Below are 21,764 nucleotides of genomic sequence, written 5' to 3' on the forward strand. Positions count from 1 at the left end.
CCTGCCGGGTCACGGACGACGGCCCGGCAGGGACCTGGCGGTGCGGTCAGCTCTCCGGTACGGCCTGCACCGCATCGATGAGCGGCCGGACCGGCGTCCAGGGACGCCCCGCCGGCCTCTCGGGGACCGCGGGGCCCCGGCGGACGGCGGCCTCCCACACACGGTCCGCACGCCGTACCTCCGCGCGGAGTTCCGCCACCCGCGAGCGCAGCCGCCCCTCACTCCACCCGCCCGCCTCCACGACGTCGAGGAAACCCGGCCGGTCGGGGGCGTAGAACTGGAGAGTCGCCTGGTTGCCGGGCTCGGCCGCGATCCGCCGGACGTTCTCCGGCACGGTGACGCCGTTGCTCAGCCGCTCGGGCGGCCGGTGGACGAAGTACAGCCGCTCCGGCCCGACGGCGGGATTGCAGCGCAGCGCCGGAAGTTCGGTACGGCCGAGGAGGGCGTCAGGGTGGAAGTGGGTGCAGAACAGGGTCACCGCGCCCGTGCAGAGCAGGGAGTACCGCAGCGACATCAGTTCCCACAGCCGCATCGGGAAGTCGACGTCCAGCCCGAGTGCCTCCCACTGCGCGGCGGACAGCCTGTTGAGCACGTCCATCTCGACGCCGCCCGGGGTGGTCCAGAAGGTGGTCATCGGGTGCTCGGGGTGGTCGCGGTTGTGGCGTTCGACCCAGGCCATGGCCACGTAGTGGCATTCCAGATACTGGTCCACCGGATCCTGGTAGCCCCAGAAGACCGCGCCGTCGTGCGGCGACCCCACGTCGACGGACCCGGCCTTGCGCCACAGGTAGGCGCCCGGTGAAAGCCCCTCGGCGCGGGCGGCCTCCCGGACCTGCCTCTCCACCTCGGGTGACCCTCCGGGCGCCACGGTGAAACGGTCCTTGCCCAGTTCGCGGGCGCGGGCGAGCAGCGCGTCGTCCGGCACGTACGGAGGGGGAGCGGTCATCGCGAAACCCCTCCCGCGGCCGGTACGGCGGCCTCCGCGTTCCCTTCGGCCATACGGGCCAGTCGCCGGCGGTCCGTCTTGCCGCTGGCGTTCACCGGGAAGCCGGCGACCTGGGAGAAGCGGCGGGGGATCATGTACCGCGGCAGGTGTGTGCCCACCCACTGGATCAGGTCCGGTGCCTGCGCGGGCTCCTTCGCCGACTCGGCGACGTAGAAGGCGTGCAGCCCCGCTGTGCCGGCGGTGGTCGGCAGTACCACCGCCTCGCGTACCAGCGGGTGCCGCCTGAGCACCGCCTCGACCTCGCTGGGCTCGACGCGATGGCCCGCTATCTTGACCTGGTCGTCAAGCCGCCCCACATGCACCAGTTGGCCGTTCTCGCGGCGCACCCGGTCCCCGGTGCGGTAGTAGCACCGCGGATCGGCGGGATCGCCCTCGACGGTGGCGCCCCGCTCCGGGCGGCGGACGAAGGCGTGCCGGCCATGCTCGGGATCGGCGTAGCCGTCGAAGCGCTGCGGCCCCCGCACGCACAGCTCGCCCTCGGTCGCCTCCGTCCCGCTACTGTCCAGGACGATGGCCTCCAGAAGGGGGTGGGGGCCGCCGATCGGCACGGTGCCGTTCGAGGTGTCCGGCCAGTTCCGGGGGTCGGGCGGCAGCCGGTACCCGGTGCAGGTGATGGTCAGTTCCGTCGGCCCGTAGAGGTTGTCGACGGCGCTGTTCGGCGCCGCCGCCGACCAGACGGCTGCCTGGTCCAGGGTGAGCTGTTCACCGGCGAAGACGCTGTGCCGCAGGCCGGGCATGCTGCCCGCGGGCAGCGCCCGCAGCCTGCGGGCCAGGGAGATCACCGACGGGACCGAGAACCAGTGGGTCAGACGCCGGGAGTTGACGAACTCCACGGGCCGCAGCACCTCGTCCGCTCCCGGCACCACCAGCGTCGCCCCCGACGTCCAGGTGACGAAGAGGTCGAAGACCGAGGGATCAAAGGTCAGTTCGAACGTCTGCGAGAGGCGGGCACCCGGCCCCACCTCGTGGTGCTCGGCGCGGGCGGCGAGGTAGGCACGGAGGTTGCGGTGGCGGATGGGCACGCCTTTCGGCGCACCGGTGGAGCCGGAGGTGAAGAGCGTGTAGGCGATGTCATGCGGTGTCGCGGGGCAGCGCTCCGGCCAGGAGCCGGCCGGCAGGGCGGACGGCCAGTCGCCGCGGTCCGTCGCCACCAGCGGGACGAGATCCGCTTGGCAGGCGGCGGCCACCTGCGCCGCGTGCGGCGCGCCGGCCTCGTCGCACACCAGTGTCCCCACCCCGGCGGTCCGTGCCACCGCCGTGTTCCGCGCCGGGGGAAAGCCGGGGTTCAGTGGGACGACGGCCGCGCCCAGCCGGAGCGCCGCCAGATAGCCCGCGTATCCGGCCAGACCTCGTGCGGCGAGCAGCCCCACGGTGGCCGGCCGACGGCCGCCGCTCCGCACCAGGGCGGCGGCCACCCGGCCGGACAGGGCGTCCAGTTCCTCGTAGCTCACCGCCTGGCTCTCGGTCTCCACGGCCGTTACGCCGGGGTGGCGCAGGGCGGTGTCGTGGAACCACGTGTACAGCGTGCCGTTCTCGGCGAGGGTCCGGGTCACGAGGAGTCTCCCTTCGGGGTGTCCGGTGAACGCGCGGTGACCGGCCCGCTCCGGGGTCAGGCCCGGGGGGCCGCGAAGGCGTCCCGCAGCGCGCTCTGCGGTGCGGCGGTCAGGGCGGCCACGGTCGCCTGGTACTCCGCCGCCAGGTCTGCGACCGCGCCCGGGTCGTAGAGGTCCCGGTTGTAGATCAGCACCCCGCCGCGACGGGCGTCGTCGACGACCACGATCGGCACACCGCGCCGCGCCCACACGGACAGCCGGTCCCCCGCCTCGGCGAGGTCGGCCGTCGGCGGCCCGTCGTCCAGGGCACCCTCGCCGCCCGGTGACACCTGCCGGACGCGCAGTCCGGGCGCCTGGAGATCGGGTACGGCGGGCGCGGCCGACTGGAACCAGTAGTCGAACACCTTGACGAACGACCACGGCCGCACCCGGTCGAAGTCCGGACACACCGCGCGGGCCAGGCGGTTGAAGGAGGACACGTGCGCCACGGCCTCGTTCGTCGTCGCGTGCAGCGACCGCACCACGTCCAGGAAGGAGTCGGCGGGGCCCACGCGCACCGCCGGATAGACGTTGTTGGTGAACTGGCCGATGACCCGCCGGGCCCGCGGGGTCGTACGGCCCAGCGTCGTGGTGCCGGCGACCAGCCGGTCCCGGCCCAGCCGGCGGCACAGCAGGACGTGGTAGGCGGCCAGCAGCACCAGGAACGACGTGCTGCGGGCCCGCCACGCCAGGTCCCGTACCGCGGCGGCGACCTCGTCGCCGAAGGCGAACGGATGGGCCACCTCGGCCGTCAGGTCCCGGCCGCGGGGCGTGGCCCTTGGCGGGAACACCGGCTCGGCGGGCAGGGGCAGCAGTTGCCGTCGCCAGTACGCGTCCCGTGCGGGGTCCTCGGCCAGGAGCGCGCGCTGCCACGCGATGACGTCCTGGAACGTCACGTCGAGATCCCCCGGCGGGGAGCCGTGGCCGAGCCGTGCCCCGTACGCCTGCACGAGGTCCTCCACGAACACCTGGCAGGACCAGCCGTCGGATATGACGTGGAAGAACGACGCCACCAGGAGGTGGTCGCCGGGCCGGAGGCACACCAGGTGCACCCGCCACAGCGGCCCCGTCAGCAGGTTGAAAGCGGGGAAGCGCTCGCCGTGCACCAGCGCGTCGACCCGCCGCTCCCGCTCAGCGGCGGGCAGCCCGGACAGGTCCAGGTAGGTGAAGGGGGCTTCCGCCTCCGCACGGGTCCGCAGCAGAGGCTCGTCCCCGAGGCGGTCGAAGACCATGCGCAGCGCGTGGTGGCGCCGCGTCACATCGCGCAGTGCCTGCTCGAAGGCCGGCAGGTCCAAGGTCCCCTCGATACGGCGGAAGTCCACGACCGGCAGCCGCGCCGCCCCGGGATCGTCCGGGGCCAGCGCCCGCAGGAACTCCCACAGCGTCTCCTGGGCAGGGGCCAGTGGCAGGCAGTCACCGGAGGCCTCCGGCGGTGTGTGCGTCGTTCTGCCCGTCATCGGGTCACCTCCCGTCATCGGGTCGCCTCCCGTCGTCGGTGCGGCGGTACGCGCTGTCATCCGGCATCTCGAAGCCGGCGAACAACAGGTCCGGGCGGCGGTGTTCGACCGCGCCGACCACGGCGCCCATGTCGAAGAAGCACTCCAGCAGCGCGCAGGCCACCGAGTCGGCCAGGGCCCGGGCGGACCACTCACCGTGCAACAGGGGTTTGGTCCGGGCGGCCAGCAGGACACCCGCCACCGTCGGCACGGCGAGCGAGCGGCGCCCGCGGCGCGGACCGGCCAGCGAGGCGAGGCCAGTCAGGGCGAGGGCGCTGACCGGGTTGAGCCGGAACCGCCGCCGTTCCGGGTGCCTGAGGCAGAGCCACTGCTCGGACCGCCCGTAGTTCATCAGCCGTCGGCACACCGCCCGTACGGTGTCGGTGCTGGTGGCGTCATGCGTGACGACGGCCTCGGGGTCGCAGGCGGTGACGTGGCCGCGCCCGGTCAGCCGGAGCCCGAAGTCGATGTCCTCGCCTCCCAGCGGGTGGGGGGAGTCCTCCGGGAAACCGCCGACCGCTTCGAACACGTCCCGCCTGACCGCCAGGTTGGAGGTGCCCGCGCAGGTCATCCGCTCATGGTGCAGCGGGTCCTCGTGATGGCCGTTGAGCAGCCAGGACCGCTTCATGATCCGTGAGACTGTCGTCTCGCCCTCGGCGGCCAGCAGCGCCGGCCCGGCGACCGCGGCCACCTCGGGCGGCGCGCCGCGCAGCGCCTGGACGTGACGGCTCAGCAGCCCGGGAGCGGCACGGCAGTCGGAGTCCACGAAACAGAGCAGGTCGTGCCGGGCGAGGTGGGCGCCGAGGTTGCGCTTGGCGCCGACATGGCTGGGACCGCCGACGTAACGCGCGCCGTGGCGGCGGCAGTTCTCCTGGTGCTCCGCGGCCTCAGGTGAGTCCCTGTCGTCCACGACCACGACCTCGGCCGGTTCCGGGCACCGCGCGGCGGACTTCTCCAGGCTCTCCAGAAGCAAGCGGGTCAGGTCGACCCTGCCCTTGACCGGTATCACGACCGTGATGCCGGGCTGGACGCCCTCGGGAACCGCCTCGTCAGGCATGTCAGCCCACCTTCGTCTCGACGCTGTGCTGCGGGCCGCCGACGCGGTGTCCCGGGCCGGCCACGACCTTGGCGACCGCTTCGGCGATGTCGTCCATGTCCGTCCCCGGACCGAGGAACGCGCTGTGGTGCAGCACCACGGCGTGCCGGGCCAGGTATTCCGCACCCGGATAACTGCGGTCCCGGTGGAGGGCGACGAAGCGCTCCGCCAGCGGGGCGATGGTCGGCTTCGTCCACGGCCGCAGGAGCGCACTGCGCGACAAGGGCGTGCGCGGTGTGTAGACATGGGTGCGCAGCTCGGCGCTGAGCGCGCGGGCCGCCCATGCGTTGTCCCGGCCCTCGGGGAGCGGGTCGAGAATGATCGGTACCTCGTACAGGGACAAGCGGTCCTGCTCCGGCCGGCGGCGCGGCAGGCGCACGCCGGGGATGCCGGACAGCAGCTCGGACAGGCGCGTGTAGTTGGCGGTGCGGACGGCGTTCTGCCGCTCCAGCGCGCCGAGCTGGGCGCACAGCAGCGCGGCGGCGAACTCGCTCATGCAGAAGTTGGAACCCATCGTCGAGGGATCCTCCACCAGTTCCAGAGCCCCGGGGCGCCGGCCGACGCCGTAGCGGCGGGAGTCGGCGCGCAGTTCCTCCAGTACGGGCGCCAGGTCGTCGTCGTCCGTGACCACGGCACCGCCCTCCCCGGAGGTCAGGACCTTGGCGTGCTGCATGCTGAAGCACCCCAGGCGTCCGAGGGTGCCCGCCGACCGTCCCTGCCATCGCGCGCCGTGCGCCTGCGCCGCGTCCTCGATGACACTCATGCCCCGGGGCACGGCGACCTCCGACAGTGCCGGGATGTCGGCCATCGAGCAGGCCCAGTGGACGGCGATCACCGCCCGGGCGCCCACGTCCAGGTCGAGCGTGTCCGGGGTCATGCAGCCGGTCCACGGGTCGACGTCGACCAGCACGGGGACGAGCCCGGCCCGCAGCACGGCCGTGGCGCTCGCCGTCCAGGTCAGTGCCGGTACGAGCACCAGGTCACCGCTTCGCAGCCCGAGCGACTCCAGGGCGATCACCAGCGCGCTGGAGCCGTGGTCGGTGGGGACGCAGTGCCGCGCCCCGGTGTACTGGGCGAACCGTGCCGCGAACCGGCGTTCGGACAACTCGCCCTGGTAGGGGCTGCTGATGGCCCACCTGCCACTCTTCAGCACGGAGAGCAGTTCCTCGTCCGCGCCGTCCGCGGGCTGTGGCCAGGCCGGCCAGCCGGCTGCCGGCCCGCGGACCGGCAGCCCGCCGTCGATGGCGAGGCGGAGAGTTCGAAGCTGCGCCGGGGCCATGGGCCCTCCTTCCGTTGGGCGTGCTCACAAGGCGTGCGCGGTCGCTGAGGCCGGGGCCGGCCGTGACCACGCAGGCACAACCGGTACGGTCGCTGGCTCCGATACACGGTGTGTACGGACTCCATACATCTGCGCCCCCATGGCGCCCGGACGGTGACCGGTGGGCTCGGAGCGATGTTTATCCGCGCACGGCACGGGCCAGGCGATGAGGCATGGAGACGACGCGACGAGTGCTGGTCACCAACGACGACGGGATTTTCGCCATCGGTCTGAGACGGCTCGCGCGGGAGATGGCGGACTGCGGCCACGACGTGGTCGTCGCCGCTCCGGCGACCGAGATGAGCGGCAGCAGCGCCAGTCTGGGCGCGGTGCTCCACGAGGGGCGGGTCGCCGTCGAGCGGCACGAGCTGAAGGACCTCGACGGCATCCCCGCCCATGGCGTGTCCGCCTCCCCGGCGTGCGTGGTCGTCCTCGCCGCCGCGGGCGCCTTCGGCCCGCCCCCGGAGATCGTGCTCTCCGGTGTCAACCTGGGCACCAACGCGGGCCACGCGATCCTGCACTCGGGCACCGTGGGGGCCGCGGTGACCGCCGCGGACAACGGGCTGCGGGCCATCGCGGTGTCGCTGGACGCCCTGTCCGCGGTCGAGGCCACGGCCGGCCGCGGCACTCAGGAGACGGACGCGGCCTGGGAGGAGAACCGGCACTGGGGGACGGCGACCGGTCTCGTCCGGCGGCTGATGAACGTCCTGCCCGGGCTGCCGGAACGGACCGTCCTCAACCTCAACGTCCCCGACCGCCCGGCCGAGGAGGTGCGGGAGCTGAAACGCGCCTCACTGGCGCCGTTCGGCACGACCCAGATGGTCGTCGCCGACGAGGAGGGAGGGTTCGTGCGGCTGACCGCCGAGGAGAACGGGGCACAGCCGACACCCGGGACCGACCTGGCCCTGCTCGGCGCGGGACACGCCACGGTCACCCCGGTCCGGCCGGTCGGCGAGATGACGGGAATCGAGCTGCCGCTGTGAGCCGGGAGAGTCCTCGGGACGGCGACAACCGGACGCTCCGGCCCGGGCAGATCGTCGTGCACCGCAATGTCCGCCGGGGCCGCATCGGATGGATCCGCCCCGCGCGCGTGGTCGGCCACGACGAGCGGGGGCTGCTGCTGTGGATCGCCCCGGGCACGACGGTCGCCTACGAGGTGACCGCCGACGGGCGCGGGATGCGCTCCATGCCGTTCGACGAATGGTCCGCCTGCTCCCACCGCCTGGCCGAGGGCACCTGGACCGGGGGAGGGACGCTGATGCTGCTGCCGGAGGGCGCCGCCCACTCGGTGTGGTGGCAGTACGGCGAGGACGGCCGCTTCACCCAGTGGTACGTCAACCTGGAGGAACCGGCGGTGCGCTGGGAGAAGGACGGTCTGGCCGGCGTGGACATCGTCGACCAGGACCTCGACCTGGTGGTACGCCCGGACCGCACCTGGGAGTGGAAGGACGAGGAGGAGCTGGCCGAGCGGCTGGCCCACCCCGGGCACTACTGGGTGACGGACGAGGCGGCGGTCCGCGCCGAGGGGGAGCGCGTGCTCTCGCTGGTGAGCGAGGGGCGGTTCCCGTTCGACGGGACCTGGTGCGACTTCCGGCCCGACCCCGGCTGGCCGGTCCCCACCGGGTTGCCGCCGGGTTGCCGCCGGCCGCCCGACTGACGGCGGCGGGCCCGGCGGACGGGATGCGTCCGCCGGGCCCGCACGGCCACCGTGCCCTCAGGCCGGGGCCAGCGCCTGGTCACAAAGCTGCTCCTCCACCACCCGGACCGCCGCGTCCACGAACGCGTCGAGCGCCGGGTTCGCGGCGACACCGCGCCTCCTCGCCAGCTGGGTGAAGGTCTCGAACGGCGGGGACCAGTCGATCCGGCACAGCTCGCCGGCGGCGAGTTCCTCCGCGACGGCGATCTGCGGCATCAGCGCCATGCCGACGCCGTTGGCGACGCCCCGCTTGGCCGCGTCCACCGAGTTGAGGGTGAAGACCCGCGGCTGCCCGGCGCCGAGGGCGCCGAGGAGGTGCTGGAACCGCAGGTGGTAGCCGGCGCTGCTGTCCGAGCGGACGAGGGTGGCACCGAGCAGGTCCTCGTGGCGCACGCCCGGCCGGCCGGCCAGCGGGTGACCGGGACTGGCGACCAGCACCAGCGGTTCGGGGCACAGGACCCTCGTCTCCACGTCCGGATGGTCCTGGACGTGGTCCACGAAGAATGCGCAGTCGAGCCGCCCGCCGCGCACGTGGGAGATCGCGTCCCCCTCCGCCGGTGACCGCATGGAGATCTCCACCGACGGATAGCGCAGGTACACGTACTCGATCAGGGGCAGCAGCCGGTGGTTGGTCAGACTCTCGATCGTGCCCACCTCCACCCGTCCTCGCAGCCGGCCCGCCGAGCTGAGCGCCAGGTGGGCATGGGCGTTGAGCGTGACGATCTGACGGGCGTAGGGGACCAGTTCGCCGCCGGCCGGAGTCGGCGCGGCACCCTGCGGGAGCCGTTCCAGCAGGGTGACCCCCAGGGCCTGCTCCAGCGCCTTGACGCGATTGGTGACGGTGGGCTGGGACAGGCGCAGCCTCGCCGCCGCTCTGGTGAAGCTGCCGGCGTCGACGACGGTGATGAACGCCTCCAGCTGCGGAGTCTCCATGAGTTCGCCCTTCCGCCGCCACGGTGGCAACGCGCGGCACCGAACACGGGGCGCCCGGAGCGGCGCCCTCTCCCGGCCATCAGCCTCACCTGGGCGGATACATCCCCCGTACGCCGGCCATACACGGACCCGGAGGAGGAGGGCATCGCGTGGGCTACGTGAGGGCCTGCTCCCCGGACAGGGACCGCAGGTGCTCGCCGAACCCGCGGACCGTCAGGGGCCGGGTCTCCAGCGCGTCGGGACCCAGCTCCACGCCCAGGGCCTCCTCGACGCCGAGCAGCAGCGAGACGGCCTTGAGAGAGTCCAGGCCGTACTCCACGAGGTCCACGTCCGCCTCGATGTCCTCGGCCGCGAGCCCGTTGCCGAGCACTTCGGCCAGTACCGTCCTCACCGTGTGGTCGACGTCTTCCACCGCTTGCCCCCTCCTTCCAGCCGGTTGGTCCCCGCCATGACGGTGGCCAGGGCCGACACCACCGCTTCCTGGTCCACAGCCACCAGCGGATACCCGTGCGCGCCGGTCAGCGGCGAGCCCAGGGACTCCAGCAGCACCATCGCCGCCTCGTCCGGGCCGCAGGGCACGTATCCCCGCTTGTTGTCGGTGCTCAGCTTCGCGCGCAGTTCCGCCCGGTCCACGAAGGCAAGCCGCTCCCGGGCGTCCGGCAGCCCCAGCCAGTCGACGACGCGGTAGTGGCGTTCGAGGTCCTCGTGGCTCAGGATGCCCAGGTTCCGGCTCACCTCGGCCGCGACGAGCATGCCCCACGCCACGGCCTCACCGTGCTTCATCGCACCGTTGGACATGAACTCCAGTGCGTGTCCCGTGGTGTGTCCGTACTCGAAGACCAGGGCCTCCTTGCGTTCGCGCGGGTCCTTGCCGAGGAACGGGATCTTCGAGTCCAGCCCGATGTCGAACAGCTGTTGCAGCGCAGTCGTCCGGTCGCGCGGCAGGACGTGCAGCGCGTCGTGCAGGGTCCCCTCCAGATGGGGCATGATCGCCAGGACGTTCTTGGCCATCTCGGCGAGGCCGGTGAGCAGTTCGGTGTGCGGGACCGTCGCCAGCCAGCGCAGGTCGCAGGCGATCAGCGACGGGGTGTAGTAGGTGCCGCAGAGATTCTTGCCGCCGCGCAGGTTGACCGCCTGCTTGACGGAGACCACCGAGTCGAAGGCGGCCACCGGTGTGGTGGGCAGGTGCACCAGGCGGGTGCCGCGGAACAGCAGCGCCGCGGTGAGACCGGCGACGTTCCCCACCAGCCCCCCGCCCATGCCCACCACCAGGGAACTGCGGTTCACCCCGCGTGCGACGGCGTGCTCGGCGATGTCCTGCACGAGGGGCATCGTCTTGTTCGGCTCCGCCGCCTCGATCTCGTACGTCTCCGTCTTGAGGTGGCCCGACAACCGCCTGATGACGGGGAGGGCATGGGGGGTGACCCTGCGGTCCACCACGAAGAGCACGGACTCCGCGGCCCCCGCCGTCCGGGCCAGCGCGTCGGCCAGTTCCTGGGCGCAGTCGGTGCCGTACAGGTAGGGAATGTCGTGACCGTCCAGCGGTACGCGTCGTTCGAGCAAGATCTACACCTCTCCGGGTACGGCCGGCCGCTGTCGGTGCCGGGCGGTCGGCCTGTTCGATCGGTGGCGGGCAACTCGCCCGGCCACCTCGGTCGCCAACGGGGCGGGTGACGCGGCAGCACGGGCCGCGAGAACTCAACCGGACACCGTCTGCCTGCTGTCCACGCGGTGCTGCCACGGCCGGGACGAGCCGTGCCCGCCCAGGGAGCGGCCGTGGAGGTAGAGCTGCCCGTCCTTCCCGAGACAGGCCAGGTCGCCGGTGCGCAGCACGGTCTGTCCCGAGTGCCGGTTCACCGGGTCCGGGACCAGGACCTCGCTGGTCGCCTCGGGATCGCCCCAGTAGGCCGTGAACAGCATCGGGCTGCGGACGTACAGTTCCCCGACGACCCCGCAGTCGTCGATGGGTTGCTCGTCCTCGTCCACGACCACCATCTCGACCCCGGGGCGCACGGTCCCCACCGGCAGCCTCCGCACGTTCTCGGGCAGCGGCCGGGGGATGTCGGTGAAGGCGCAGACCGGCGACTCGGCGTGGCCGTAACAGTGGGTCACGCGGGCCCGGGGGAGCATCGTCTGGAGCTGGCGCAGCTCCGGCAGCGGGAACTCCTGGTCGCGCAGCAGCACGGTACGCAGCCGGTCGAGACCGGCCGGCCGCCGCACCTGGCGCAGGACCCGCTGCCAGACCGACGCCGGCCCGCTCACGACGGTGGCTCCGCCGGTCTCCAGGAAGCGCAGGATGCTGCCGGGCCAGTGCAGGAGGGCGGGCGGCACCGGCATGATCGCCGCGCCGCCGCCCAGCGCCAGGCAGATGTCCGTCAAGCAGCCGGCGGACCCGAACCGCGCGGTGGTGACGACCCGGTCGCCGCCGCCGACGAGGTCGCACGCCGCCAGGCTGTCGTGCAGTGCGCCGAGACCGCCGTGACTCATCACCACCCCCGCGGGACGGCCCAGAGCGCTGGAGGTGAAGACGAGATACGCAGGGTCGGTCTCCAGGCTCCTGCGCCAGCCGCTCCACCCCGGCGGCCGGTGCGGAGGCCGTTCGACCGTGACGCCGGCGGGACCGAACCGGCCCGTGCCGGCCGGAGGTGCGACCGGCCGCACCGCCACGCCACCGGCCCGCAGGTACAGGGCGGGCTGGACGGCGTCGACCATCCCCGCCAGCCGGTGCGGGGCGGTGCCCGGGGTCACCGGGACGCAGAGCAGCCCCAGCTTCGAGCAGGCCAGGAACAGCGCGACGGCCGGTGCCGAGATGTCGGACTCCACCATCACCCGGTCACCGACGCCGAGCCCCGCGCCCGTCAGCGCCGTGGCGGCGTCCTCGGTCCGCTGCCGCAACTGCCCGTAGGTGACCAGGCGTACGGCTCCCTCCCCGGCGTACTCGACGACGGCCGGGGCGTCGGGCGAGGTCCGCGCGGCGCCTGTCAGACAGTCGTACATCCGCGCCGCCTCCGGGGGGACCCGGACCGTGCGGTACGGCCCCCCGCTCATCGGGGACTCCGCGCGGTACGGGACGCTGTCATGGCCATCGGCTGTTCCTCCGGTCGGTCCAGGTCGGCCAGGGCCTCGATGACGCCGTCGAAGGCCCGGACCACCAGCTCCGGCCTGGGCCGGCCCCGGGCCGCCGACATGGCGGCGAAGCGCAGTGTCTGCGGGAGCTTCGACCAGCGCGCCACCGCCGTGCCCGCGGCGGGCTCCGGCAGCAGACCCTCTCCGGCCAGCACGGTGATGCGATGGCACTGATGCCGGGCCGCGGCCCACAGGTCGTCGGTGTGGTCCACCAGGACCGGCACGTCCGCCGCCACCCGGCCGGCCAGGAAGTCCAGTACCGCCGGCGGCTCGTCCAGCCAGGAACCGGGCGGCGGCTGCGGGATCGTGTGGGGTTGCCGCACGATCCAGCGGTACTCCCCGGCGGGCGGTACCGGCACCGGTTCGCCCAGGGCGAGCCCGTCCCGCACGGCTGTCGGACCGCGGGCGTCGACCGGTGTGAGCAGGGCGCGCAGTTCGTCGTCGGTCAGCTCCCCCGAGTAGGGACGGTGTTCGCCCCGGGGAAGCAGCGCCGCGAAATGATCAGTCACTCTCCAACGGCCGTCCGACCGTGTTTCCAGCAGAATCCAGTGTGGTACGTCCACCGCGCCGAACTGCGGGGACCAGGCCATGTGGCGGGTGTTTCCGCCCGCCAGCACGGCGCCGTTGGCGGACGCTTCCCGCCGTAGTCCGCCGCGGGCCGTCTCCCAGTCGGCGGCGCCTCGGTAACCGAGTTCCCAGCCGGCCCCGGTGCGGTCGATCCGGCGGTGCTGGCTGAACGCCAGGCCGCCGCCGGGCAGGTCGGTGCGCACGGCCAGCCGGATGGCGTGCGCGAGACGGTGCGCGGCGCCGGGCTCGTACCTGTCGAGATATGCGACGAGGTTGGTGGTGTAGCAGCTGAGTTCGGAAATTCGGCCACCTTCGGACAGGGGCATTCCGGACTCCTTCCGGTAGCGATCGTGGCGTCGGGGGCGGCACGGCTCTCGGTGCCTTTCCATCGTATTTCCTCAGCGAATGTCACAGTCAAGAGAAAGATGCCGCATCCCATAGCGAGGCTTTATGGGGGAATAAAGCGGGCCGTGCGCGCCGGAAATCCCGAATGCTAGCGTCGATTGCCCACGCTCGGATTGTCGAGAATCCCGTAAGGAAACGCAGTGACCGGGAGAGCAGGCGGCCCCATGACTCAGGACACGAAGACCAGCTCGCCGGCCGATGTCGTCAGCGCCCTCGACACCTCGGCCATGGACTGCGTGCAGGCGAACCTGGCCCTCGTGGCCGACTGCCTGCTCGGGCCGGGCAGCCATGCCGGGCTCGGCGCCCCCGTGCGGTTCGCCCCCCGTGACCGTCCCGGTGACCTGCCCACCGTCGAGCCGACCGTCGCCGAGCACACCCAGGTCCTGCGCGACCTCGTGGGCGTGGACATCCCCGGGCCGGCGGCCGGCCTTTGCGCGGCGACGGCCGTGGACGCGCTGCGGGAGGGCTCGCGACTCCTGTTCGTGGTCGCTGACGCCTACGTTCTGCCGTGGTGCCCCTACTTCGGGCGGCAGCACATGTCGCACAGTTTCGTGCTGACCCTCGACGAACGGAACCAGGACCTGGTGCGGGTGTGGGACGCCTACGACAACGAGACACCCTTCGGCCGCGCACGTCCCGGAGGATGGACCATGACCTCGCGGGAGGTCTCGCGGATCCTCGGCAGCGCCGGGCCCGTGCGGGCGAGCACCCCCACGGTTCTTCCCGGTCACGTCGCCCCCGACCCGGCGGACGTCCTGCGCCGCAACGCCGACGCGCTGACCCGGGCGGGGACGACCGCCGTCAAGGAGTACGTGGCGGCCTACCGTGACCACACCGACCGGGCCCGGGCGGCCGAGGCCCTGCTGCTGGAGACGTGGCTGCTGGCCCGGTCCCGGCGTCTGCACCACGCCTGGCTGACCACCCGGGCGGCCGGGACGGACGGAACCAGGGCCCAGGCACAACAGGCGGACGCCTGGCAGGAGTTCGCCGGCCACTGCTACCTCGCGGCACGCCGGGTGCGCCGGGGCCGCCCGGAACCGGCGCGACTGCACGAGCGGTTCGCGCAGCTGCTGACCCGCGACGCGGAACTCGCCCGCCGACTGGCGGCCTGAGGCGGTCACCGGACCGGAGCCGCTCGCCCCGGACCGGAGCCGCTCGCCCCGGACCGGAGCCGCTCGCCCGGACCGGAGCCGATCACGAAGGACCAGAGCCGATCACGAAGGACCCCCATGACATCGGAGAACGTGTTCATCACGGTGACCCGGTACGCGGCCGGCGTGCTGGGAGAGACACCGGAACGGATCGCCGCACAGCCGCAGCTGGACCGCTACCCGGCCTTCAGTTCCTTCGTGATGGCTGACCTCATCGAGCAGCTGGAGGAGCGGTACGGCATCGTCTGCGACCCCGAGGAGCTGACCCCGGACAACCTGCGCGACGCCCGACGGCTCAGCGCCCTCATCGAGGGCGCGCTCGTCACCAGCGGAAGGCGGTGACCCACGACGTGGCACCACAACTGCTGCACGACCTCCTCGACGACCGAATCCGCCGCCCCACCGCTCCCGCGGTCACCCGGGGCGACCGGACCCTCCACTACGGCGAGCTGCGCGATGCCAGTCTCCGGCTGGCGAGCGTCCTCGACTCCTGCGGACTGCGGCGGGGGGACCGGCTGTTCGTCACCGACTGCGCCCACCCGTACCTGCCGGCCCTGCTGTTCGCCGCCTCCCGCCTGGGCGTGGTCTTCACCGTCGTCCACGAGGAGGTCACCGGACCGGTCCTGCGCCACATCCTCACCGACTGCGCACCGCGCCTGGTGGTCACCGGCGTCGAGGAGGCCGGGCGGGCCGCCCGCGACGCGCACATCCGGCACCTCACCCTCGACGAGCTGTACGGCCGGCCCGCCGGACCGGGCCCGGCGGGCGTGGAACCGCCGCTGTCTGTCGACCCGGTGTGCCTCGTCTACACCTCCGGCACCACCGCGATGCCCAAAGCCGTGGTCTCCACACATGGCCAGGTGGTCTTCGCCGCCACGGCCATCGGCCGACGGCTTCGCTACACCGCGGACGACGTCGTGCACTGCTTCCTCCCCCTCTCCTTCGACTACGGTCTCTACCAGGTGTTCCTGTGCGCGGCGGCGGGCGCCCACCTCCATCTGGGCACCCGAGCCGAGGCCGGTCCGGGTCTGCTGAGCACCCTCGTACGCACCCGCACCACCGTGCTGCCGGCCGTCCCGCCGGTCGCCTCGGCGCTGCTCACCCTGCTGCGCCGGAGGCCCGGACCACGGCCGCCACTGCGCCTGCTGACCAACACCGGCGCCGCCATGCCGGAAGGGACACTGGCCGGGCTGCGCGCGGAACTCCCGGACATGCGCGTGCAGTTGATGTACGGACTGACCGAGTGCAAACGCGTGTCCATCATGGAACCGGACGAGGACCTGAGCAGGGCCGGGACCGTCGGCCGCCCGCTCGACGGGACCGAGGTGTTCACCGTCGACGCCGACGGCAGCCGCCAGCCGCCGGGCACGTTGGGCGAGATCACGGTACGCGGCCCGCACGTCATGGCCGGCTACTGGCGGCGCCCCGAGCTGACCGCGGAACGCTTCGTGCGACGGGACGGCCTCTTCCCCGAACTGCGCACCGGTGACTACGGATCCGTCGACGAGGACGGATACCTGCGGTTCACCGGACGGCGCGACGACATCTACAAACAGGACGGTTTCCGGGTCAGCGCCATCGAGGTCGAGGCGGCGGCCCGGGACGTGCCCGGCGTGGCCGCCGCCGCGGTGCTGGTGCCCGACGCCGAGCACCCCCAGGCCGTCCTCGTCGTCTCCGGCGAAGCCGACCCGGACACGGTCCTGCCGCAGCTCCGCCAGCGGATCGAGGACCACAAGGTCCCGCCGCGATGCGTGTCGGTCGCCCGGCTCCCGGCCAGCGCGAACGGCAAGACGGACAAGAAGACACTGGCCCGCTGGATCACGGAGGAGAGCCGTGTCTGACCCGACCGCCGCCCACCGGGTGCCCGCCCCGGCCTACGACGGGCCGACCCCCGCCTACGTCTACGACCTGGCCACCGTACGGGCCGCACACGACCGGCTGCGTTCCTGCCTGCCCGCGCCCAGCGAGCTGTACTACTCCCTCAAGGCCAATCCGCACCCCGACGTGGTCGGCACACTACGACGGCGGGGCTGTCGCGCCGAGGTCAGTTCCGCCGGCGAACTGCGCACGGCCCTGGCCGCCGGCGTTCCCCCGGGGGATGTCCTGTACACGGGCCCGGGCAAGAGCGACGCGGAGGTGGACGCCGCACTGGCGGCAGGCGTACAGCTGTTCTCGCTGGACTCCGCGCACGCCGTCCGGCAACTGGCCGCGGCGGCGGCCCGGCACGGCACCACGGCCGGGTACCTGCTTCGCGTCAACCCCGACCGGGCCGCCACGGCCACCGGTCTCACCATGACGGGCCTGCCCTCCCCGTTCGGAGCCGACCTGGACTCCATCCGGCACGAGCCGTCGGAGTTCACGCGCCACCCGCGGGCCGCCTGCCGAGGACTGCACCTGTACCTGGCGACGAACCTCGCCGACGAACAGGCCCTGACCGAGCAGTTCCTCATCGCGGTGGAGACCGCCGTGCGGGTCCAGGACATCCTGGGCGTACCGCTGGAGACGCTGGACCTGGGAGGCGGCTTCGCCGCTCCGTACGCGCGCGCAGGGGAGCTGCCCGACTACCCGTCGCTCGCCGGACGGCTGGCCGCCGCGCTGGACGGGGCCTTCCCGGGGTGGCGGGAGGGGCGGCCCGGCGTTGCCTTCGAGGCGGGCCGCTATCTCACCGCCACTTGCGGCCGCCTGTACGGCCGGGTACTCGACGTGAAACGGTCCCACGGCCGCCGGGTCCTCGTCCTGGACACCGGCATCCACCACCTCGGCGGCATGGCCGGCCTCAAACGGGTTCCGCCCATCCGCCCGGAGGTCGTGACGGACGAGGACGGCGCGCTGGCCGCCGTCACGGCGGACGAGCCCACCATGGTCTGCGGTCCGCTGTGCACGCCCCTGGACACCTGGGCCACCGGTACCCGCGTGACGGCTGGCAAGCCCGGCGACCTCGTCCACGTTCCCAACGTGGGGGCGTACGGACTGTCCGCCAGTCTCGCCCTGTTCCTCGGCCACCCCTTGCCCCTGGAAATCGTCACCGACGGACAGCGGGACCTGGGCACTACCCGTCTCACCCTGCACCGCACCGAGATCACCGTGCCGGAGACGACCACACCGGAGAAGGGAATCGACGATGGAGACCACGTTCACGGAACTGCTCCGTCCGCACCTGCGCTTCCTGCCCCGTGACGAACCAGTGACCGAGGAGACCTCCCTGCGGACGATGGGCCTGACCTCCATGCAGGCCATCGAGTTGATGTTCGACATCGAGGATGCCTACGGCGTCACCCTGGATGACGAGTACCTGAACGACGCCACCTTCGCGACCGCTGGAAGCCTGTGGCAGGCGGTCGAAGCCACCCGCGGCCGATCGGAGGCGGCATGACCTCGGCCACTGCCCCCATCCGCGGGACGGCCGCCCCGGGAGCGGAAGCCGGCCTGAAGGCCCTCACCGAGACCGTCCGGCGGCACGCGGCCGACTGTGACGAACACGCGGAGTTCCCCCGCGAGGCTCTGGCCCTGATGCGCAGCTCCGGTCTGCTCGGTCTCCTCGTGCCCACCAGCCACGGCGGTCTGGGCGGCAGCCTGTCCGACATGCTCGACATCAGTGCCCTCCTGGCCCGGGACTGTCTGTCCACCGCCATGGTCTTCACCATGCACTGCCAGCAGGTCGCCGCCGTACGCCACCACGCCGCCCCGGCCCTGCGCGACGGCGTCCTGCGCCGGATCGCGGCGGGGGAGCTGTACCTGGCCTCGGTGACGACCGGTGCCACGTCCGGCGGCCACCTCCTCACCGCAGAGCCCGCGCTGCAGATGGCCGGCGACCACCTGGCCTTGGACCGGGTCGCCCCAGTGGTGACCGGCGGCCGGTACGCCGACGCCTTCCTCATCACCACACAGGCACCCGACGCGGTGTCACCGGGCGAGGTCTCCCTCGTGTACGCCGAACGCGGCCGGCTGGAGGCGGAGGTCACCGGCGAGTGGAACTCTCTCGGCATGCGCGGCACGGACAGCGTGCCGATGCGGCTGCGTGGCTCGGTGCCGGTGGACCAGGTCATCGGCGGCCACGGGAACTTCCGTCACGTCACCGTCACCACCTTCGCGCCCCTCGCCCACCTCGGCTGGGCCGCGTGCTGGCTGGGCACTGCGGCCGGTGCCCTGTCCCGCACGGTCGGCTGGCTGCGCGGCCCAGGGGAGCGCAAGCGCCGGGACCTGAGTGGTGAACTCCTCCTCACGCGGCTGTCGAAGGCACGGCAGCGGCTGGAGACCGTGCACGCCCTCCTGCGGCACGCGACGCAGGTGTACACCGACGGCGTGCGCGACGTGACCACACCCCCCGTGCAGTCGCTTCTGAACACGGTGAAGATCACGGCGTCCGAGCAGTGCCTGGCCGCCGTCGACGACCTCGTCGAACTCGCGGGACTGGCCCAGGGATACCTGCGGGGCACACCGCTCGCCCTGGAACGGGCACTGCGCGACCTGCGTTCCGCCTCCCTGAACTACAGCAACGACCGGCTGCACACGGCCAACGGTGCGATGACTCTCCAGGACAGGGCGGTGCGCTTTGCCTGACGCGCACCGCAGCCCGCACACTCCGCTGGCCGGCACGGCGACCGGGACGGCCGCGCACGTATGGCGGGATCTGGGGCACGATGGGACGATCGCGAGCCTCTTCCACGGACCGGGCGTTGACGAGCGCTACGGCCTGGACCCCCTCCGTCTCGCCGCGCTCCTCACCGGCCTGGACGCACAGCACGACCTGGGCACCACCCTCGGTGTCTGCGTACAGCTCGCCGCGGCACTGCCGCTGCTGCGCGACCTCCCGGGAGAGCCGGCCGGGAGCGTACGGCGCAGGGCCGAGCGCGGCGAGACCACCGTCGCCCTGGCGGCCACGGACGATGGCGCGCCGGGTTCCGACGTGACCGCGATGACCACACACATAGACCACGACCCGGAAACCGGACAATGGACGCTCAGCGGCGGCAAACGCTGGATCACCAACGCCACGACCGCCGAATATGCGCTGGTCCTCGCCCGCCGCCGCCCCGGCACGCACTTCACCAGCTTCTCCCTGGTCCTGCTGCCCGTGGACACTCCCGGCGTTCGAGTCGAGGCCGAACCCACCGACTGCTTCGCCGGCTCCGGTGTCGGTTCCCTGCGCTTCGAGGCCGTCCGGCTGACCCCGGACCACCTGGCGGGACCGCCCGGCAGGGGGCTGGCCGCCTTCACCCGCCGCATCGGCACCGACCGGCTCGCCAGCGGCCTGTGGGCGAACGCCCTGTCGCGCAGGGTGCTGGCCGAGACGCAGTCCCGGCTGGGCGAGCGGACCTATCTGGGGCAGGCGCAGTCCCAGGACCCCGCCGTACGACAGGAGTTCGCCGCCGCGGTGATCCGGCAGCAGGAACTGCAGGCGCTGTGCACCCGCGCCTGCGCGCCCGGCACCGCCGCCACCCCGCCGGTGGCCGCGCTGACGGCACTGCTGAAGGCGGTCGGCGCGGCCACTGTCGACCACGTGGTCCGCACCTGCGCCCGCCTCCAGGGAGCCGACGCCTTCCACATCAGGGGCCTGCACCGACTGGCGGCAGAGGCGGCGATGTTCGGCATCGCCGGAGGCACCACAAGGGTGTTGCGGGACATCGTGGCCGACCACGCCGACGTCCTGCTGGACGACGTCCCGTGGTGACCCTCGCCCAACCCCGGCCGGGCCGATGGCTCGCCTGGGGAGGGGTCGACGAACTGTGCGCGCCCGTCGGCCCGGACCGGCCCGGAGCGACCTCGGCCCACGGCCACGAGCACCGAGCCGGTCGTCTGCTCGTAAGGCGCCTGCTGCACGCCGCCGGTCTCCCGGCCGACGCCGCTGTCGCCACCCGCCCCGAAGGACGCCCCTTCCTGCCGCGCCACCCCGGGCTCTGGCTCAGCATCAGCCACAGCGGCACCATGGCCGCCGCTGCGCTCGCCGACCACCCCGTCGGCATCGACCTCCAGGAGCCGCTGCCGCCCAGCTCCGCCTTGATCAGACGGTGCTGCGCCCCCGACGACGCCGCCCGCGTCTGCGCAATGCCCGCTCGGCAGCGGGCGGTCCAGTTCGCTTACATCTGGACTGCTCAGGAAGCCTGCGTCAAGGCCACCGGCCGCGGCTTCGCGGACGCGCCCTGGAACATCCCCGTACCGCTGGGCGCCCGGGCTGGCCGCTGGCGGAACTGGGCCTGGCGCCACCTCACACACCCCGCCTGTCCGTACCCTTTGTGCCTGGCCGGGCCCGCCTCTCAGGACGCCGTTGGCCGGGACTGTAGGACGTTCGGGGTAACTCCCGATCAGGGAAGACGCATCGATGACCAGTGAGAACGTGTCCGGGTCCGAGGCTGCCGAGGCCGAGGGTGTCCGTCGGACATGAGCGATGCGGAGTGGGCGGCCGTACGTGACGCGATGCCGGTCCCCGGCTGGCTGGAGGACCGCGTCGGGAAGTTCGGAGAGCTGTTGCCACCGGCAGAAGGTCGACGCGGTGCGCTGCCTGGTCGCGGGCGGCATCACCTGGCGGGCGATGCCTGCGGACTTCCCCGTGTGGGACCGCGTCTACGCCCACGACCGGCTGCGTGACCGGTCCGCCTGGCGCCGTCACTCCCGCCTCGGACACCGCAGTCCCGCTGGGAACGTCGCCGATGCCGTAGTGGCAGACGGGCGGCAGACCGAAGAGATTCGCCGTGGACCGGGCGTGCTCGGGGCGCAGTTCAGTGGCGGTCAGCCGGATCGGCTTCACGAAGACCTGTCGGCCGTCGACATCGACGCGCAGCACCTGCCCGCCGGCTCCGGCGTCGAGAGGCACCCCTGCTTCTGTGCTGGTCGAGATAGCTCTGGAAGACCGTCGGCTGTCGGGGCGGGGGCTCTCTGTCCTGTCGCACCAAACCTTGCGCGAATGTCACCGAAGACTGACGGATCACGGTCCGTCTCACCGAAGTTTGAGTGACTGTGGCACCGGGCTCCGATCACGCCAAGCAGGTACTCACTGATTCCGCTTTCCTGCCGTGAACGGGCCGGACACGGGGGCTACACACTTGTCGACGACGGTCTCCGCGCCGGCCGCCGAGCCCTCCAAGCAGAGCCGTCCGCCCTTGTCACGCAGGTCGAGGAAGAATCGTGTGGTCGCACCCGACTGCTTCAGGTCGTGAATGCGCTCGTCGACATAGCCGAGGTCGTTCAGGATCGTCCTGACCTTGGCGGGGGTGGGATCCGCCAGATCCCAGAGCGCCTGGGCGATGCGCTCCTCGTGGAGATTGCTCGCGCACCAGTCACGAGCATTCAACTCCACTTCCGGCCCCGCGGTGGGGGCGATGGGCTCGACGTCCGGCGGTGTCTCCACCGCACCGGGCGGCAGTGGCAGCGCCGGACCGCT

20 protein-coding genes and 1 pseudogene are annotated in these 21,764 nt (G+C 72.6%); 10 read left to right on the forward strand and 11 right to left on the reverse strand.

What is annotated here, in order from left to right:
- Positions 1 to 46 precede the first annotated feature (46 nt).
- Genes ACWD0J_RS31355 through ACWD0J_RS31375 form a run of 5 tightly spaced genes read right to left on the reverse strand, consistent with a single transcriptional unit; the run spans position 47 to position 6,469 of the window.
- Positions 47 to 946 (reverse strand): hypothetical protein, encoded by a 900-nt coding sequence (locus tag ACWD0J_RS31355; RefSeq protein WP_451499226.1) that lies wholly within the window; start codon positions 944 to 946, stop codon positions 47 to 49.
- Positions 943 to 2,559 (reverse strand): amino acid adenylation domain-containing protein, encoded by a 1,617-nt coding sequence (locus ACWD0J_RS31360; protein ID WP_451499227.1) that lies wholly within the window; start codon positions 2,557 to 2,559, stop codon positions 943 to 945. Before ACWD0J_RS31360 ends, ACWD0J_RS31355 begins: the two co-directional genes overlap by 4 nt.
- A 56-nt stretch (positions 2,560 to 2,615) precedes the next feature.
- On the reverse strand, positions 2,616 to 4,055 hold the full coding sequence (locus tag ACWD0J_RS31365) for a condensation domain-containing protein (protein ID WP_451499228.1): 1,440 nt from the start codon (positions 4,053 to 4,055) through the stop codon (positions 2,616 to 2,618).
- A 4-nt stretch (positions 4,056 to 4,059) separates the two neighbouring features.
- Positions 4,060 to 5,151 carry a glycosyltransferase family 2 protein gene (locus ACWD0J_RS31370; RefSeq protein ID WP_451499229.1) on the reverse strand — a complete coding sequence of 364 codons (1,092 nt, stop codon included), beginning with the start codon at positions 5,149 to 5,151 and terminating at the stop codon, positions 4,060 to 4,062.
- 1 nt (position 5,152) lies between these two features.
- Positions 5,153 to 6,469, reverse strand: coding sequence for a DegT/DnrJ/EryC1/StrS family aminotransferase (locus ACWD0J_RS31375; protein WP_451499230.1), 1,317 nt, complete (start codon positions 6,467 to 6,469; stop codon positions 5,153 to 5,155).
- Positions 6,470 to 6,681: 212 nt separating this feature from the next.
- On the opposite strand from ACWD0J_RS31375, the gene surE reads away from it, so the two are divergent.
- Positions 6,682 to 7,491 carry a 5'/3'-nucleotidase SurE gene (surE, locus tag ACWD0J_RS31380; protein ID WP_451499231.1) on the forward strand — a complete coding sequence of 270 codons (810 nt, stop codon included), beginning with the start codon at positions 6,682 to 6,684 and terminating at the stop codon, positions 7,489 to 7,491.
- Positions 7,488 to 8,165, forward strand: coding sequence for a DUF402 domain-containing protein (locus tag ACWD0J_RS31385; protein WP_451499232.1), 678 nt, complete (start codon positions 7,488 to 7,490; stop codon positions 8,163 to 8,165). Before surE ends, ACWD0J_RS31385 begins: the two co-directional genes overlap by 4 nt.
- A 57-nt stretch (positions 8,166 to 8,222) precedes the next feature.
- Here ACWD0J_RS31385 and ACWD0J_RS31390 read toward each other — a convergent pair whose 3' ends face one another.
- From ACWD0J_RS31390 to ACWD0J_RS31410, 5 genes are all read right to left on the reverse strand, one after another.
- On the reverse strand, positions 8,223 to 9,137 hold the full coding sequence (locus ACWD0J_RS31390; RefSeq protein WP_451499233.1) for a LysR family transcriptional regulator: 915 nt from the start codon (positions 9,135 to 9,137) through the stop codon (positions 8,223 to 8,225).
- Positions 9,138 to 9,291: 154 nt separating this feature from the next.
- Entirely contained in the window at positions 9,292 to 9,549 is a 258-nt protein-coding gene (locus ACWD0J_RS31395) for an acyl carrier protein (protein ID WP_451499234.1), read from the reverse strand.
- The gene (locus tag ACWD0J_RS31400) at positions 9,525 to 10,700 is read right to left on the reverse strand and encodes a 3-dehydroquinate synthase family protein (protein WP_451499235.1); all 1,176 of its coding nucleotides are present in this window, start codon (positions 10,698 to 10,700) and stop codon (positions 9,525 to 9,527) included. Before ACWD0J_RS31400 ends, ACWD0J_RS31395 begins: the two co-directional genes overlap by 25 nt.
- A 135-nt stretch (positions 10,701 to 10,835) precedes the next feature.
- Complete coding sequence (locus ACWD0J_RS31405; protein WP_451499236.1) at positions 10,836 to 12,185, reverse strand: AMP-binding protein; 1,350 nt, start codon at positions 12,183 to 12,185, stop codon at positions 10,836 to 10,838.
- A complete protein-coding gene (locus ACWD0J_RS31410) occupies positions 12,182 to 13,156 on the reverse strand; it encodes a hypothetical protein (protein ID WP_451499237.1) in 975 nt (324 codons plus the stop codon). The genes ACWD0J_RS31405 and ACWD0J_RS31410 overlap by 4 nt, the downstream gene beginning before the upstream one ends.
- A 243-nt stretch (positions 13,157 to 13,399) precedes the next feature.
- On the opposite strand from ACWD0J_RS31410, the gene ACWD0J_RS31415 reads away from it, so the two are divergent.
- The 8 genes from ACWD0J_RS31415 (at position 13,400) to ACWD0J_RS31450 (ending at position 20,716) form a co-directional block, all read left to right on the forward strand.
- Positions 13,400 to 14,347, forward strand: a complete 948-nt coding sequence (locus ACWD0J_RS31415; RefSeq protein WP_451499238.1) for a hypothetical protein — start codon at positions 13,400 to 13,402, stop codon at positions 14,345 to 14,347.
- 117 nt (positions 14,348 to 14,464) lie between these two features.
- Positions 14,465 to 14,728 carry an acyl carrier protein gene (locus tag ACWD0J_RS31420; protein ID WP_451499239.1) on the forward strand — a complete coding sequence of 88 codons (264 nt, stop codon included), beginning with the start codon at positions 14,465 to 14,467 and terminating at the stop codon, positions 14,726 to 14,728.
- The gene (locus tag ACWD0J_RS31425) at positions 14,725 to 16,227 is read left to right on the forward strand and encodes a class I adenylate-forming enzyme family protein (RefSeq protein WP_451499240.1); all 1,503 of its coding nucleotides are present in this window, start codon (positions 14,725 to 14,727) and stop codon (positions 16,225 to 16,227) included. The genes ACWD0J_RS31420 and ACWD0J_RS31425 overlap by 4 nt, the downstream gene beginning before the upstream one ends.
- Positions 16,220 to 17,563, forward strand: coding sequence for a type III PLP-dependent enzyme (locus ACWD0J_RS31430; protein WP_451499241.1), 1,344 nt, complete (start codon positions 16,220 to 16,222; stop codon positions 17,561 to 17,563). The genes ACWD0J_RS31425 and ACWD0J_RS31430 overlap by 8 nt, the downstream gene beginning before the upstream one ends.
- Positions 17,508 to 17,759 (forward strand): phosphopantetheine-binding protein, encoded by a 252-nt coding sequence (locus ACWD0J_RS31435; protein WP_451499242.1) that lies wholly within the window; start codon positions 17,508 to 17,510, stop codon positions 17,757 to 17,759. Before ACWD0J_RS31430 ends, ACWD0J_RS31435 begins: the two co-directional genes overlap by 56 nt.
- Complete coding sequence (locus ACWD0J_RS31440) at positions 17,756 to 18,946, forward strand: acyl-CoA dehydrogenase family protein (protein WP_451499243.1); 1,191 nt, start codon at positions 17,756 to 17,758, stop codon at positions 18,944 to 18,946. Before ACWD0J_RS31435 ends, ACWD0J_RS31440 begins: the two co-directional genes overlap by 4 nt.
- Complete coding sequence (locus ACWD0J_RS31445) at positions 18,939 to 20,057, forward strand: acyl-CoA dehydrogenase family protein (protein WP_451499244.1); 1,119 nt, start codon at positions 18,939 to 18,941, stop codon at positions 20,055 to 20,057. The genes ACWD0J_RS31440 and ACWD0J_RS31445 overlap by 8 nt, the downstream gene beginning before the upstream one ends.
- Positions 20,058 to 20,311: 254 nt before the next feature.
- A complete protein-coding gene (locus ACWD0J_RS31450; RefSeq protein WP_451499245.1) occupies positions 20,312 to 20,716 on the forward strand; it encodes a 4'-phosphopantetheinyl transferase family protein in 405 nt (134 codons plus the stop codon).
- A 658-nt stretch (positions 20,717 to 21,374) separates the two neighbouring features.
- Here the strand turns inward: ACWD0J_RS31450 and ACWD0J_RS31455 are convergent.
- A pseudogene (locus tag ACWD0J_RS31455) lies at positions 21,375 to 21,764 on the reverse strand (hypothetical protein); the annotation flags it as partial.

This window comes from Streptomyces sp. NPDC003011, assembly GCF_053591515.1.

Excerpts from the sequence above, each read along its gene's own strand:
- ACWD0J_RS31355 (WP_451499226.1), bottom strand. The coding sequence starts at position 946 with ATGACCGCTCCCCCTCCGTACGTGCCGGACGACGCGCTGCTCGCCCGC.
- ACWD0J_RS31365 (WP_451499228.1), bottom strand. The coding sequence starts at position 4,055 with ATGACGGGCAGAACGACGCACACACCGCCGGAGGCCTCCGGTGACTGC.
- ACWD0J_RS31370 (WP_451499229.1), bottom strand. The coding sequence starts at position 5,151 with ATGCCTGACGAGGCGGTTCCCGAGGGCGTCCAGCCCGGCATCACGGTC.
- ACWD0J_RS31375 (WP_451499230.1), bottom strand. The coding sequence starts at position 6,469 with ATGGCCCCGGCGCAGCTTCGAACTCTCCGCCTCGCCATCGACGGCGGG.
- surE (WP_451499231.1), top strand. The coding sequence starts at position 6,682 with ATGGAGACGACGCGACGAGTGCTGGTCACCAACGACGACGGGATTTTC.
- ACWD0J_RS31390 (WP_451499233.1), bottom strand. The coding sequence starts at position 9,137 with ATGGAGACTCCGCAGCTGGAGGCGTTCATCACCGTCGTCGACGCCGGC.
- ACWD0J_RS31405 (WP_451499236.1), bottom strand. The coding sequence starts at position 12,185 with ATGAGCGGGGGGCCGTACCGCACGGTCCGGGTCCCCCCGGAGGCGGCG.
- ACWD0J_RS31410 (WP_451499237.1), bottom strand. The coding sequence starts at position 13,156 with ATGCCCCTGTCCGAAGGTGGCCGAATTTCCGAACTCAGCTGCTACACC.
- ACWD0J_RS31415 (WP_451499238.1), top strand. The coding sequence starts at position 13,400 with ATGACTCAGGACACGAAGACCAGCTCGCCGGCCGATGTCGTCAGCGCC.
- ACWD0J_RS31420 (WP_451499239.1), top strand. The coding sequence starts at position 14,465 with ATGACATCGGAGAACGTGTTCATCACGGTGACCCGGTACGCGGCCGGC.
- ACWD0J_RS31435 (WP_451499242.1), top strand. The coding sequence starts at position 17,508 with ATGGAGACCACGTTCACGGAACTGCTCCGTCCGCACCTGCGCTTCCTG.
- ACWD0J_RS31440 (WP_451499243.1), top strand. The coding sequence starts at position 17,756 with ATGACCTCGGCCACTGCCCCCATCCGCGGGACGGCCGCCCCGGGAGCG.
- ACWD0J_RS31450 (WP_451499245.1), top strand. The coding sequence starts at position 20,312 with ATGGCCGCCGCTGCGCTCGCCGACCACCCCGTCGGCATCGACCTCCAG.